Raw genomic sequence first — 13,980 nt, 5'->3', positions numbered from 1 at the left:
GCACCCGCTCAGTGGCCCGACAACACCCTGACCAGGTCTTCTGCCGTACGGCAACGGTCCAGGAGCTCCTTGACGTGATTACGCGTTCCGCGAAGCGGTTCCAGGGTTGGGACCCGCTGGAGCGAGTCCCGGCCCGGCAGATCGAAGATCACCGAGTCCCAGGAGGCCGCCGCGACGTCGTCCGCGTACTGCTCCAGGCACCGCCCGCGGAAGTACGCGCGGGTGTCCTCCGGAGGGGCCGTGCGGGCCCGCTCGACCTCTCCCTCGTCCAGCAGCCGCTTCATCCTCCCGCGGGCCACCAGACGGTTGTAGAGGCCCTTGTCGGGGCGGACGTCGGCGTACTGGAGGTCCACCAGGTGGAGCCGGGCCGCGTCCCAGTCCAGGCCGTCCCTGCGCCGGTAGCCCTCCATGAGTTCCCGCTTGGCCACCCAGTCCAGCTCGCCGGCCAGGCTCATCGGATCGTTCTCCAGCCGGGTGAGGGTGTCCTCCCAGCGCACCAGGACGTCCCTGGTCTGCTCGTCGGCATCCGACCCGAACCGCTCCTCGACGTACTTGCGGGCCAGCTCGAAGTACTCCATCTGAAGCTGCACGGCGGTCAGCGTCCGCCCGCTGCGCAGCGTGACGAGCCGCTTCAGGGACGGGTCGTGCGACACCTGGTGCAGGGTCCGCACCGGCTGGTCCACCGCCAGGTCCACCGCGATGAACCCGTCCTCGATCATGGACAGGACCAGGGCCGTGGTCCCCAGTTTCAGATAGGTCGAGATCTCCGACAGGTTCGCGTCGCCGATGATCACGTGCAGCCGCCGGTACTTCTCCGCGTCGGCGTGCGGCTCGTCCCGGGTGTTGATGATCGGGCGCTTCAGCGTGGTCTCGAGGCCCACCTCGACCTCGAAGTAGTCGGCCCGCTGACTGAGCTGGAAGCCGTGCTCGTGGCCGTCCTGGCCGATGCCCACACGGCCGGCGCCGGTGAAGACCTGCCGGGAGACGAAGAACGGCGTCAGGTGGCGCACGATGTCCGAGAAGGGGGTCTCCCGCTTCATCAGGTAGTTCTCGTGCGTGCCGTAGGAGGCGCCCTTGTTGTCGGTGTTGTTCTTGTAGAGGTGGATCGGCTGGGCGCCGGGGAGCTGCGCGGCCCGCTCGGCGGCCTCGGCCATGATCCGCTCGCCGGCCTTGTCCCAGAGCACCGCGTCGCGCGGGTTGGTGACCTCGGGGGCGCTGTACTCCGGATGGGCGTGGTCCACGTAGAGCCGCGCGCCGTTGGTCAGGATGACGTTGGCCAGGCCGATGTCCTCGTCGGTGAGCTGGCTGGAGTCGGCGGCCTCACGGGCGAGGTCGAAGCCTCGCGCGTCCCGCAGCGGATTCTCCTCCTCGAAGTCCCAGCGGGCCCGGCGGGCCCGGTGCATCGCCGCCGCGTAGGCGTTCACGATCTGGGACGAGGTGAGCATGGCATTGGCGTTGGGGTGACCGGGCACGGAGATCCCGTACTCCGTCTCGATGCCCATTACTCGCCGTACGGTCATGCGGCCCTCCTTGCCCGGCGGCGTCCCCGGTCGGGGGCGCTGCTGTACCGCTGGCGCTCCGGTGCGTGTGCGGTGCCCGTCCCCGCACTGCGCGACTCGGCGGTACGGACGAGCCTAGAACGCCTTCGCCCTGGTGGGGAGATCATTTGCGTCAATTGCTGTGCTCCGGAGTGGCCCGGGAAAACAGTCGGCTGCGGGTACCCGCAGAGGGCACCCGCAGCCGCCCTGGCTTTTACAGGTACTGTCCCGTGTTCGCCACGGTGTCGATGGAGCGTCCGGTGTCCGCGCCCTGCTTTCCGGTGATGAGGGTACGGATGTACACGATCCGCTCGCCCTTCTTTCCGGAGATGCGGGCCCAGTCGTCCGGGTTGGTGGTGTTGGGCAGGTCCTCGTTCTCCTTGAACTCGTCCACACATGCCTGGAGCAGGTGGGAGACGCGGAGGCCCTTCTGTTCCTTTTCCAGGAAGTCCTTGATCGCCATCTTCTTGGCGCGGCCCACGATGTTCTCGATCATGGCGCCGGAATTGAAGTCCTTGAAGTAGAGGACTTCCTTGTCGCCGTTGGCGTAGGTGACTTCCAGGAAGCGGTTCTCCTCGGATTCGGCGTACATCTGTTCCACTGCGGTCTGGATCATGCTCTGGACCGTCATGGACTTGTCGCCGCCGTGCTCGGTGAGGTCGTCACCGTGCAGCGGGAGGCGTTCCGTGAGGTACTTGCCGAAGATGTCCTTGGCCGCCTCGGCGTCCGGACGCTCGATCTTGATCTTCACGTCCAGCCGGCCGGGCCGCAGGATGGCGGGGTCGATCATGTCCTCGCGGTTGGAGGCACCGATCACGACCACGTTCTGCAGGCCCTCCACACCGTCGATCTCGGCGAGCAGCTGCGGGACGATGGTGTTCTCCACGTCCGAGCTGACACCGGAGCCACGGGTGCGGAAGAGGGACTCCATCTCGTCGAAGAAGACGATGACGGGGGTGCCCTCGCTGGCCTTCTCACGGGCCCGCTGGAAGACCAGGCGGATCTGCCGCTCGGTCTCGCCGACGTACTTGTTCAGCAGCTCGGGGCCCTTGATGTTGAGGAAGAAGCTCTTGCCGGCGGCCTGGCCGGTGACCTCGGCGACCTTCTTGGCCAGCGAGTTGGCGACGGCCTTGGCGATGAGCGTCTTGCCGCATCCCGGGGGCCCGTACAGCAGCACACCCTTGGGCGGCCGCAGTTCGTGCTCCTTGAACAGGTCGGGGTAGAGGTACGGCAGCTCGACCGCGTCGCGGATGGCCTCGATCTGGCCGCCGAGGCCGCCGATCTGCTCGTAACCGATGTCGGGGACTTCCTCGAGGACGAGCTCCTCGACCTCGCTCTTGGGGACGACCTCGTAGACGTAGCCCGAGCGGGGCTCCAGGAGCAGGGCGTCGCCGGGGCGGATGGTGACGTCCAGCAGCGGCTCGGCGAGCCGCACCACCCGCTCCTCGTCGGTGTGCCCGACCACCAGGGCCCGCTCGCCGTCCTCGAGGATCTCCTTGAGGGTGACGATGTCGCCGACGCGCTCGTAGGTCATCGCCTCGACCACGTTGAGCGCTTCGTTGAGCATCACTTCCTGGCCGCGCCGGAGCTCCTCGAGCTCGACGCTGGGACTGACGTTCACCCGCAGCTTGCGGCCGCCGGTGAAGATGTCGGCCGTGCCGTCCTCGTTCGCCGTGAGGAACACGCCGAAACCGGCCGGGGGCTGTGCGAGCCGGTCGACCTCCTCCTTGAGGGCCACGATCTGGTCGCGGGCCTCACGGAGCGTGCCCGCGAGTCGTTCGTTCTGGGCGGACACGCCGGCCAGGTTGGTCTGCAGCTCGACGATCCGCTCTTCGAGAATCCTCGTGTGTCGCGGAGAGTCGGCGAGCTTACGTCGCAGGACGGCGATCTCCTGCTCAAGGTAGGCGATCTGCCCGGCCGGGTCGTCGGACCCGCGTCCCGGGCGGATGCCGCGGTTCATGTCGTCGTCGTGGGCTGCCACGGTCCTCACCTCCTCCAAGGGGAGCTGGACGCTTCCAGACCCTACCTGGGCGGGTGTCGATTGAAACCCCTAGATCACAAAGACGGTCGGGGTGTGTCCGATCTTCACCCTTGCGCTCTCCCTCACGCCAGGGGAATACCCACCGAAGATGATTGGAACCCAGGCGAAGGTAGGGTCGAAGTGTTCAACACCCGTCAGAGCTGGCCGGATTCCCGTTCGGTTCGACGCTGGAAACGGCAGGAGAGATGAGCGTGCAGCAGGAGGCCGAAGTCGTCGGGGAGGCCCTGGAGGTCTGGATCGACCAGGATCTGTGTACCGGCGACGGCATCTGCGCCCAGTACGCGCCCGAGGTGTTCGAGCTGGACATCGACGGCCTGGCCTACGTGAAGAGCCCGCAGGACGAGCTGTTGCAGGACAAGGGCGCGACAACGCCCGTACCGCTGCCGCTCCTCACCGACGTGATCGACTCCGCGAAGGAGTGCCCGGGCGAGTGCATCCATGTGCGGCGGGTTTCGGACAGGGCCGAGGTGTACGGGCCGGACGCCGGGTGATGGCCGCGGCACGGCCCGTCATGGCCGTCCGCCTCCTCACACGTCCTTCACGCCGGCGGGCGCGCCGCGCCGCCGCACGCCCGCGCGCGGGTCACACGCTCTTGGCGCCCGAGGGCGCGGACCGCACGAACGCGCCGTCCTGCCACCGCCACTTCACGCTCTCGCGCACATCGGGGCAGCAACTGGGCACGTCGGCGGACGAGTAGCCGAGCAGCGCGGCACGGACCTCTCCGTCCCGTACGGCGAAGTCGTCGACGTTGGTGCGGTCCTCGGGGTCGACGAGGGTGGCGACCACGCGCGGTCCCGCCCCGGCGGCCCGGGTGACGACGTAGACGCCGTCGGGCGGGGTGCCCATCGGGGCGTCGCAGCGCACCACGGCCACCGTCTCCGGGTGTCCGTCTCCGTCGAGGTCGCCGGATGCCTTCTTCCTGACCACCGACCGCACGGGCCCGCAGTCCAGGGGGAACTCGACCGCGGCCGGGTCCGGCGGGGCTGCCTGCGCCGGGGCGCTCCTGGTCTGCGGCCCGGGGGGCGGGGCCGCGGTCGCGGCGCCGGGGCCCAGGACCGAGGACAGGGCCACGACTCCGGCGAGGGCCGTGGCGGTGGCGACCCAGTGGATCGGGCGGGCGTGCGTGTGGGCGAGCTCCGGGACGGCGGAAGGCTGCACTAGGAGTGTCTCCTGTGAGGGCTGTGCCGGTGGGAATGGCCAGCATCGTGCCACACGTCACAGTACGGAGGGAACGGCGGGGTGTGTGCGGTCCCGGTGCGGGGGAACCGGGGTGGGTCGCGTCCCCGCCGTCGCGTCACCCTGTCAACGTGAAAGCGCCGTGGCGCAGTTCCCGGACGGGTCCGGGAACTGCGCCACGGCGCTGGTGTGTTGCGGGGCCGGCGGGCCGGGTCAGCGGGCGGTGCCTCCGTCGGCGTTGGGGCCGGCGTAGTCCTCGCCGTAGGCACCCTTGGCGGGACGGCGGCGGCGCATGGGCGGCTCGACGCCGTCGGCGAGGCGGCGGGCGGTGAGCAGGAAACCGGTGTGGCCGATCATCCGGTGGTCCGGGCGGACGGCGAGGCCCTCGATGTGCCAGTTGCGGATCATCGACTCCCAGGCGGTCGGCTCGTTGAAGCAGCCGATCTCCCGGATGGACTCCACGGTCCGGGCGAGCTGGGTGGTGGTGGCGACGTAGCAGCACAGGATGCCGCCGGGCACGAGCGCCTTGGAGACGGCGTCCAGGCACTCCCAGGGGGCGAGCATGTCGAGGATGACGCGGTCGACGTCGGCGTCGGACAGGTTGTCCTGGAGGTCGCCCACGGTGAGCTGCCAGGCGGGGTGCGGGCCGCCGAAGTAGCGCTCGACGTTCTGCCGGGCGATGTCGGCGAAGTCCTCGCGGCGCTCGTAGGAGTGCAGCATGCCCTGGTCGCCGATGGCGCGCAGCAGGAAGCTGCTGAGCGAGCCGGAGCCCACGCCGGCCTCGACGACGCGCGCGCCGGGGAAGATGTCGGCGAAGGCGAGGATCTGCCCCGCGTCCTTCGGGTAGACGACAGCGGCCCCGCGGGGCATGGACAGGACGTAGTCGGGGAGCAGGGGGCGCAGCGCGAGGTAGGCGACGTTCCCGGTGGTACGGACGACGCTGCCCTCGGGAGCACCGATCAGTTCGTCGTGGGGGAAAGAACCCTTGTGGGTGTGGAAGTTCTTCCCGGCCTCGAGCGTGAACGTGTAGTGGCGGCCCTTGGGGTCGGTCAGCTGAACCTGGTCCCCGACCTTGAAGGGCCCGCGCCTGCGGGCGGCACCGGTCGGTTCGGACATGTGACCACCCTACCGGTTCCCCGCGGCCGGCTCGGACCGGCGGCAGGTGGCGGACCGTGCGCGCTCGGGTACGGGACCTTCGCGGCCGGGCGGGCGCTTCAGCTGGGCCGGGCCATCGCCTTGACGAAGGCCCGCTCCACGTCGGCCGCGGACAGGACGCCGTAGATCTCGCCGGTCTCCTCCACCACGAGGTACTCGGTGGCCGGGGCCGCGCGCAGGGCGTCCAGCAGGTCCTCCCCGGCGAGCTCGGCGGAAACGCGCATGCCGTCGGTGAGGTCCTGGGCGAGTCCGTTGACCGCGACCCAGGGGCGGCGGTGCTCCGGTACGCCCACGATGGCGGCCTCGCGGACCAGGGAGACGGGCACGCCGTCGGGGTCGACGACGACCAGGGCGCGGGCCCCGGCGGCGTTGGCGCGGCGCAGGGCCTCGGAGAGGGGGGTGTCGCTCTCGACGGGCACGGCGCGGCGGGTGAGGTTGCGGGCGCGCAGCTCGGGGAGGTGTTCGCGCAGGCGGGCCATGCGCAGGCTGTTGCCGGCGCCGGTCCAGATGATCGCGGCGAGGATGGCGGCGAGCAGGGCGTCCAGCACGGTGTCCATGCCGACGTTGTCGACGGCGTCGGAGCCGAGCGCCCCCGACTGGGTGAGCAGCGGAAGGCCGATCAGCACGCAGACGGCGAGGGCCCGGCCGACCCAGGCGGCGGCGACGGTGCCGGTCATCGGTTTGCCGGTGATCGCCCAGACGACGGCGCGCAGCATGCGGCCTCCGTCGAGCGGGAGACCGGGCAGCAGGTTGAAGACGGCGACGATGAGGTTGGAGATCATCAGGCCGGCCAGCAGGACGCCGGGGACACTGCTCGGTTCCACGGCCAGCAGGGCGAGGTAGAAGACGCCCGACAGCACGAGCGAGAGCAGCGGGCCGACGAAGGCCAGCACGAACTCCCGGCCGGGTGTCTCGGCCTCCTTCTCGATCTCGGACACGCCGCCGAAGAACTGGAGCTGGATGCGGCGCACCGGCAGCTTGAAACGGAGGGCGGCGAGGGTGTGGGCGAGCTCGTGGACCAGCACGGAGGCGTAGAAGGCGACCGCGAAGAACAGGGAGACCAGGTAGCTGGCGGCGCCGAGCCCGGGCAGCACGCGGTCGATCTGTCCGCCGAACACCCAGGTGATGAGGATGGCGACGAGGAACCAGCTGGGTGCCACGTACACCGGGACGCCGAACGGCCGTCCCATGAGCAGTCCGCCGCGCTGCCGCTCCTCGGGCCGCCGCGGGGGGCTCCCCTTGCCGTCGCCGGAGTGGGCGAACGGCCGGTCGGCGTGCTTCTGCGCGGCGGGGCCGCCGTGACGGTCGCCGGTGCGCGGCACGTCGGCGGTCCTGCCGTCGGCGGGCGCGTCGGGGCGCTCCGCTCCGGCCGCCGGACGGTCCTCGTGCGCCCCGGGTCCGGCGGGCGGGGTCCGGGGGCCGGGTCGGGCGTCCTCCGGGTCCCCGTCGGGCGCGGGGGTGCCGGCGGGGCCCCGCCCGCGCTCGCCGCCGGGGTCCGCCGGGGCGTCGCCGGGCTCGGCGGGGGACGGCGAGGGCCCGAGCGGGCGGTCGCCGGCGGGGTCCGCGGGGCGGTCGCCGGAGGGGTGGAGGGTGTCGTCGGCTGCCGGTGCCTCGGGCCCCGTGCGGTCGGCCGACTCGTCGTTGCCCGGGCGCGGCTGCCCGCGCCCGCCGCTTGCGTCCACCGGTGTCCCCTCGTTCGCTGCGTCTTCCCGCGCCTGCCGGACGGGAGGTCTCCTGTCGATGGTATGCGGCGATCGCCGCCCGTTCCGCCCCGGCACCCTCGTCCCTGCCCCCCTCCTTCCCCTTCCCTCCCTTCCGTCACGTCACGCTGTCGGTGGCGGGCCGTAAGGTCTGTGGTCATGGAGACGAGCACCGAGGGCACGGCGCGGCCCGACAGCAGCGCGGCCGCGGCGGGGGCCGCGGCGGACACGGCCGTGACGGGCGGTCCGTCCGCGTCCCCGCCCGCCTCGCTGTCCCCCTCGCGTGCGAGCGACTTCATGCAGTGCCCGCTGCTGTACCGGTTCCGGGTGATCGACCGGCTGCCGGAGAAGCCCAGTGAGGCGGCGACCAGGGGCACGCTGGTGCACGCGGTGCTGGAGCGGCTCTTCGACGCCCCGGCGGCCGAGCGCACCGTGCCGCGGGCGAAGGCACTGGTGCCGGGCCAGTGGGACCGGCTGCGCGAGACGCGCCCGGAGGTCGTGGAGCTGTTCGCCGACGACGCGGAGGGCGAGCGGCTCGCGCGCTGGCTGGCGGAGGCGGAGTCGCTGGTCGAGCGCTGGTTCGCGCTGGAGGACCCGAGCCGGCTGGAGCCCGCCGAGCGGGAACTGTTCGTGGAGGCGGAGCTGGAGTCGGGGCTGCGGCTGCGCGGCATCATCGACCGGGTGGACGTGGCGCCCACCGGGGAGGTGCGCATCGTCGACTACAAGACGGGCAAGGCGCCCCGCCCGGAGTACGCGGAGGGCGCGCTGTTCCAGATGAAGTTCTACGCGCTGGTGGTGTGGCGGCTGAAGCAGGTGATCCCGCGCCGGCTCCAGCTCGTGTACCTGGGCAGCGGTGACGTGCTGACGTACGACCCGGTGCGCGCCGATCTGGAGCGGGTGGAGCGCAAGCTGCTCGCGCTGTGGGACGCGATCCGGCTGGCGACCGAGACGGGCGACTGGCGTCCGCGGCCGACGAAGCTGTGCGGCTGGTGCGACCACCGGGCGCACTGCCCGGAGTTCGGCGGCACTCCCCCGCCGTATCCCCTGCCGGTCCCTCCCGTCCAGGGCGGCTGAGTCGGGCGGGGGCCATCAGGGCAGAATGGGACCGGACTAGCGAAGGAGACTTACGTGGCCATCCGCGTCCTACTGGTCGACGACCAGCCCCTGCTGCGCACCGGGTTCCGGATGATTCTGGAGGCCGAGCAGGACCTCGCGGTCGTCGGCGAGGCCGGAGACGGCCTCCAGGCCCTGGACCAGGTGCGGGCGCTGCAGCCCGACGTGGTGCTGATGGACATCCGCATGCCGCGGATGGACGGGGTGGAGGCGACCCGGCAGATCACCGGGCCCGAGCGGGACGGGCCGGCGAAGGTGCTGGTACTGACGACGTTCGATCTCGACGAGTACGTGGTGGAGGCGCTGAAGGCGGGCGCCAGCGGCTTCCTGCTGAAGGACGCCCCGGCCAACGAGCTGGTGCAGGCGATCCGTGTGGTGGCCGCCGGGGAGGCGATGCTCGCGCCGAGCATCACGCGCCGGCTGCTGGACAAGTACGCGACGCACCTGCCGTCCGGTGACGAGCCCGTGCCGGACACGCTGCACACGCTGACGGACCGTGAGGTCGAGGTGCTGAAGCTGGTGTCGCGCGGGCTGTCCAACGCGGAGATCGCCGCCGACCTGTTCGTCAGCGAGACCACGGTCAAGACGCACGTCGGGCACGTGCTGACCAAGCTGGGCCTGCGCGACCGGGTGCAGGCGGCGGTGTACGCCTACGAGAGCGGGCTGGTGCGCCCGGGCGCACAGTAGCGCGACGGTCGGCGACAGCACGGCGAGGGCGCCCTTCCCGGAGCGGGGAGGGCGCCCTCGGCGTACCGGTGCGGCGTCAGCTCTTGGCCAGTTCCCAGAACCTGAACACGGTCGAGGCGTCGAGGCAGTACTCCAGGCCGTACACGCCGTCCTGGACGACCGCGTACTGCTTGGCCTGCCAGACGGGGAGGACGGGGACGTCCTCGGCGACGATGTCCTGGATCCGCCCGAACTCCTCGTCGGTGGCGCCGCGGTCGCTCTGGGCGGCCGTGCGCGGCAGGAGCGACTCGGTGATCGTGGGGTTGTCGTAGTTGTTGTCCAGCACGTTGCCCTCGCCGAAGAAGGGCCCGGTGAAGTTGTCGGCGTCGGGGTAGTCGGGCACCCAGCCCTTGACGTAGACGCCGTACTTGCCGGCCGCGATGTCCTTCTCGTACTGGGCGAAGGGGACGGACTTGACGTCGGCGTCGAAGAGCCCGCTGGCGTTGAGCTGCCCCGCGATCGTCTTCAGTTCCTGGTCGGTGGCCGGGCCGTAGCGGGACGGGGTGGACCACAGGGTCAGCTTCACCTTGCCGCTGACGCCCTCCTCCGCCAGCGCCTCGGCGGCCCTGGCCTTCGAGGGACGGGCGCCGTAGGTGTCGAAGAAGGCCGTGTTGTGGCCGGCGACACCGGCCGGGACGATCGAGTACAGCGGGGTGGCGGTGCCCTCGTAGACGTCGTGGATGAGCGCCTCACGGTCGAGCAGGTGGGCGATGGCCTTGCGCACGCCGAGCTTTCCTGCGACCGGGTCGTCCATGTTGAAGACCAGGTGCTGGACCTCGGCACTGCTGCCCTCGACGACCTGGATGCCGCCGGAGCCGCCGCGGTCGGCCTTCTCGATGTCGGTGAGGGCCTCGGCGGTGAGGCCGCGGTAGGCGACGTCCACCTCGGCGTCGCGCAGGGCCTTCTTCAGGGCGTTCTGGTCGCCGTGGAAGAACTCCAGCGTCACGCCGGAGTTCCGGGGGGAGGCGGTGCCCTTGTAGTGCTCGTTGACGGAGAACACGGCCCGGTCGTTCTCGTAGGAGTCCAGCTTGTACGGGCCGGAGCCGACCGCCTTGCCGTCCTCGCGCAGCCCTTCGGCGTCGTAGGAGCGGTGGTCGACGATGGAGCCGGCTCCGGAGGCGATCTTGCTGGGGAAGGTGGCGTCGGCCGTGTTGAGCCGGAAGACGACCGTCCTGTCGTCGGGGGTGCGGACCTCTTCCAGTGTGGGGAACATGACCGCGGGGCCGTCGGCGTCGTTGATCTTCAGCATGCGGTCGAAGGAGAACTTCACGTCCTTCGAGGTGAGCGGCTCACCGTTGCTGAAGGCGAGGCCGTCCCGCAGGGTGCAGGTGTAGGTCCTGGTCGCGGTGTCCGAGAAGCCGCAGCTCTCCGCGGCGTCCGGCTGCGGCTCGGTGGCCCCCTTGGGAAAACTGAGCAGCGACTGGAAGACGTTGTTGAACAGCAGCCAGGAGCCGGGGTCGTAGCCGGAGGCGGGGTCGGTGGCCAGGACGTCGTCGGACATCCCCACCACGACGCCGGACCCGCCGGGCGCTCCGCCGCCGCTCTCGGTGCCACAGCCGGTCAAAAGGCCGGAGGCCAGCCCCGCCACGATGGGCAGGACCGGCCACTGGTTGCGCAGATTCACGTGTGTGCCTTGTCGTTCTTCCGCCCGGGCCGTGTCGGCGGCCCGGGCGTTGTGCGGTCCGTCAGTCGCTCGCGCCGCGTCCGAGCTCCCACAGCTGGAGAGTCGAGGACGAGTTGAGGGCGTAGGCGGTGCCGGTGATGCCGTCGCGGGTGGCGATGTACTGCTTGCCCTGCCACAGCGGGAGCACCGGGACATCGTCGGCGACGATGTTCTGGATCTTCGTGAAGGTGTTGGCGGCGGTCAGCCGGTCGGCCTGGCGTCGCGACTCCGGGATCAGGTCCTTGCGGATGTCGGAGTTGGCGTAGGGCGAGTTGAGGAAGTTGTCCGCGTCGAGGAAGGGCGAGATGAAGGCGTCGGCGTCCGGGTAGTCGGGGAACCAGCCCATGCCGTAGACGTCGTACTTGCCCTTGCGCCCGCCGGGGCTGAACTCCTTCCAGGGGACACCCTGGATGTCGGTCGCGAACAGTCCGCTGTCGTTGAGCTGCTTGCTCAGCTGCTCGAACTCGCCCTTGGTCGCGGGCCCGTAGTGGTCGGTGGTGTAGTGCAGCGTCAGCTTCACCGGGGTGGTCACGCCGGCGTCCTCGAGCAGTTCGCGGGCCTTGGCCACGTTCGGGTCGCCGTACTTGTTGAAGAACGCGTTGTTGTGGCCGGTGACGCCGGCGGGGACCAGCGAGAACAGGGGCTCGGCCTGGGTGCCGTACACGTTGCCGACCAGCGAGCCGCGGTCGATGACCTGGGCCATGGCCTGGCGGACGGCCCTGTCCTCGACGGTCTCGGCCTTGGTGTTGAAGGCCAGGTAGCGGATCTCCAGACCCGGCGACTCGACCAGTTCGATGGCGCTGTTGTTGCCGGCGGCGAGCTTCTGGATCTGATCCGGCGACATGCTGCGGGTCATGACCTGGATGTCGCCCTTGTCGAGCGCGTCCCCCATGGCCTCGGAGTTCTCGTAGGAGACCAGGTCGACCTTGTCGTTGTTCACCTTCAGCGCGCCCTTGTAGGACGAGTTCTTGGTGAAGGTGGCCCGGACGATCTCGTTGTCCTCGACCTCGGCGTCGAGGGTGTACGGACCGGAACCGCTGACCTCGAAGCCCTCGCGCAGCTTGTTCTTCTCGTAGTCGTCCGGGTTGACGATGCCCGCGACGGGCGTGGACAGCTTGTACGGGAAGGTGGCGTCGGCCGCCTTGAGGTGGAAGATCACCTCTTGGTCGCCCTGCGTCTCCACGGTGTCGATGGTGGACAGCAGCGCGAACACACCGCTGTCGTGCTTGATGGCGAGGGCACGGTCGATGGAGTACTTCACATCGGCCGCGGTGACCGAGTCGCCGTTGGAGAACTTCAGGCCGTCGCGCAGCTTGCAGCTGTACCGCTCGTTGCCCGCGTCGGTGAATCCGCACGACTCGGCGGCGTCGGGCACGGGCTCGCCGTCGCCACGGGGCTGGACCATGAGGGTCTGCACGGTCTGCCGCAGGATGTTCCAGGTGCCGACGTCGTAGGCCATGGCCGGGTCGAGGGGAGCGTTGCCGTCCTCCTCGGACGCCGCGAACCGGTCCGTGGTGCCCACGACGATCGCATCGCCGCCACCGCTCCCGCCGTCGGTGTCGCCGCAAGCGGCCAGCACCGGGGCGAGCAGGCCCATCGCGGCCGCCAGCACCAAAGTCTTGCGGTTCATGCTCGAATTTCTCCAGGACTGTCGACTCCGTGTATCCGGCACGCAGGGGTTGGCGCGGCGGATCACGGGGATGAGGGCGAGGTTCTCGCGACGACATTAGTCCGCGCCCGCAGAAGGGCTCGCGCCAGCCGGAGTTGGTGGTCCATCACGCAGTGGAACCGGGTGTGAACGGATCGGAGAAGGTGACCGGGGCATGATTAGTGCGACCTCCTACCAATCGGGACACAAGGGCGCTCCCGTGACGTGCGAAATCGGACGGACGGCACACCCGGACATCGTTGTCGACCCCCTTTCCTGTGGTGAACCTCACATGTGAAAGGAGCCCGGCGTAGCCGGAATTCGACCGTCGGCAACCGGATCGAATTCCTTTCGGGACAACGGCCCCTCGCCGGGAACCGGGCGGCCTCGAATTCGGTTTCCCGGACCGCCGCACGCTGAGTGAACGGTTATCCCATGTGCGTCATCAGACCGTGCAGAAATGTCAGGTCCACGACTTCCAGGGAGGGGACGACCGTCCGCCGCGCGGCCGGTGTGATCGGTCCCACCGAGGGCACCGCGACGACCTGGCAGCCCGCCGCCTCGGCGGCGGTGACACCGGTGACGGTGTCCTCCACGACGGCGCACCGCACGGGGTCGGCCCCGAGGCCGGCCGCGGCCGCGAGATAGGGGTCCGGGTGCGGTTTGGTGCGGGGCACCTCGTCACCGGCGACGGACAGCGCGAAGTGCTGTTCGCCCAGCGTCTTCAGCACCCGGTCGATGATGCGCCGGTGGGAGGCGGAGACGAGGGCCGTGGGGATCTCGTACTCGGACAGTTCGGCGAGCAGCCGCGCGGCGCCCGGCATCAGCGGCAGACCGCCGTCGAGGCGCTCCTCGAAGCCGTCGTTGAGCAGCACCGTCAGTTCGGGGAGCGGGATGTCGGCACCGGTCGCCTCGATGAGGAACCCAGCGCTGCGGGTCATGGGGCCGCCGACCACGACATGGCGCCAGGCGTCGTCGAGGGTGTGGCCGAGGGAGGCGAAGACCTCCTTCTCGACGTCCCACCAGAAGCCCTCGGTGTCGACGAGCGTGCCGTCCATGTCGAGGAGAACGGCCTGGAGGGCCGAGCCTTCGGCCGTGAGAGTTCCGAGCGCGGGGACCGTACTGGTCATCCACATACCTCCTTGAGGGACGATCAGGCCGGTTCCCACGAGGGGAACCGGCCTGCGGTGGACCGACCAGTGTACGTCGTACGGGCCCGG

10 protein-coding genes and 1 pseudogene are annotated in these 13,980 nt (G+C 70.3%); 3 read left to right on the top strand and 8 right to left on the bottom strand.

All coding sequences use genetic code 11. The features are described 5' to 3' along the window. Positions 1–8: 8 nt before the first annotated feature. Positions 9–1,520 carry a depupylase/deamidase Dop gene (gene dop / locus IE172_RS24230; protein WP_355931249.1) on the bottom strand — a complete coding sequence of 504 codons (1,512 nt, stop codon included), beginning with the start codon at positions 1,518–1,520 and terminating at the stop codon, positions 9–11. A gap of 232 nt (positions 1,521–1,752) precedes the next feature. Continuing rightward, on the bottom strand, positions 1,753–3,519 hold the full coding sequence (arc, locus tag IE172_RS24225) for a proteasome ATPase (protein ID WP_190099423.1): 1,767 nt from the start codon (positions 3,517–3,519) through the stop codon (positions 1,753–1,755). Between the two features lie 245 nt (positions 3,520–3,764). Between arc and IE172_RS24220 the strand changes: the two genes are divergently transcribed. After that, on the top strand, positions 3,765–4,070 hold the full coding sequence (locus IE172_RS24220; protein WP_190099422.1) for a ferredoxin: 306 nt from the start codon (positions 3,765–3,767) through the stop codon (positions 4,068–4,070). 91 nt (positions 4,071–4,161) lie between these two features. Here IE172_RS24220 and IE172_RS24215 read toward each other — a convergent pair whose 3' ends face one another. The 3 genes from IE172_RS24215 to IE172_RS24205 form a co-directional block, all read right to left on the bottom strand. After that, entirely contained in the window at positions 4,162–4,737 is a 576-nt protein-coding gene (locus tag IE172_RS24215) for a hypothetical protein (protein ID WP_190099421.1), read from the bottom strand. Between the two features lie 231 nt (positions 4,738–4,968). After that, positions 4,969–5,871, bottom strand: a complete 903-nt coding sequence (locus IE172_RS24210) for a tRNA (adenine-N1)-methyltransferase (RefSeq protein WP_190099420.1) — start codon at positions 5,869–5,871, stop codon at positions 4,969–4,971. Positions 5,872–5,969: 98 nt separating this feature from the next. Next, on the bottom strand, positions 5,970–7,592 hold the full coding sequence (locus tag IE172_RS24205) for a site-2 protease family protein (RefSeq protein ID WP_190099419.1): 1,623 nt from the start codon (positions 7,590–7,592) through the stop codon (positions 5,970–5,972). 177 nt (positions 7,593–7,769) lie between these two features. Here IE172_RS24205 and IE172_RS24200 point away from each other — a divergent pair. Next, positions 7,770–8,724: pseudogene (locus IE172_RS24200) on the top strand (RecB family exonuclease). A gap of 14 nt (positions 8,725–8,738) precedes the next feature. Then, a complete protein-coding gene (locus IE172_RS24195; protein ID WP_190099417.1) occupies positions 8,739–9,410 on the top strand; it encodes a response regulator in 672 nt (223 codons plus the stop codon). A 76-nt stretch (positions 9,411–9,486) separates the two neighbouring features. On the opposite strand, the gene IE172_RS24190 is transcribed toward IE172_RS24195, so the two are convergent. The 3 genes from IE172_RS24190 to IE172_RS24180 all read right to left on the bottom strand — a co-directional run bounded on the left by IE172_RS24190 (position 9,487) and on the right by IE172_RS24180 (position 13,890). Next, on the bottom strand, positions 9,487–11,073 hold the full coding sequence (locus tag IE172_RS24190) for an ABC transporter substrate-binding protein (RefSeq protein ID WP_190099416.1): 1,587 nt from the start codon (positions 11,071–11,073) through the stop codon (positions 9,487–9,489). 61 nt (positions 11,074–11,134) lie between these two features. After that, positions 11,135–12,742 (bottom strand): ABC transporter substrate-binding protein, encoded by a 1,608-nt coding sequence (locus IE172_RS24185; RefSeq protein WP_190099415.1) that lies wholly within the window; start codon positions 12,740–12,742, stop codon positions 11,135–11,137. Positions 12,743–13,188: 446 nt separating this feature from the next. Continuing rightward, complete coding sequence (locus IE172_RS24180; protein WP_190099414.1) at positions 13,189–13,890, bottom strand: HAD family hydrolase; 702 nt, start codon at positions 13,888–13,890, stop codon at positions 13,189–13,191. Between the last annotated feature and the right edge of the window lie 90 nt (positions 13,891–13,980).

It is taken from the genome of Streptomyces griseoflavus (genome assembly GCF_014649995.1).
Lineage (GTDB): Bacteria > Actinomycetota > Actinomycetes > Streptomycetales > Streptomycetaceae > Streptomyces > Streptomyces griseoflavus.
The sequence above is the reverse complement of the archived record's forward strand: the minus strand, read 5'-3'. Positions and strand labels throughout refer to the sequence as shown.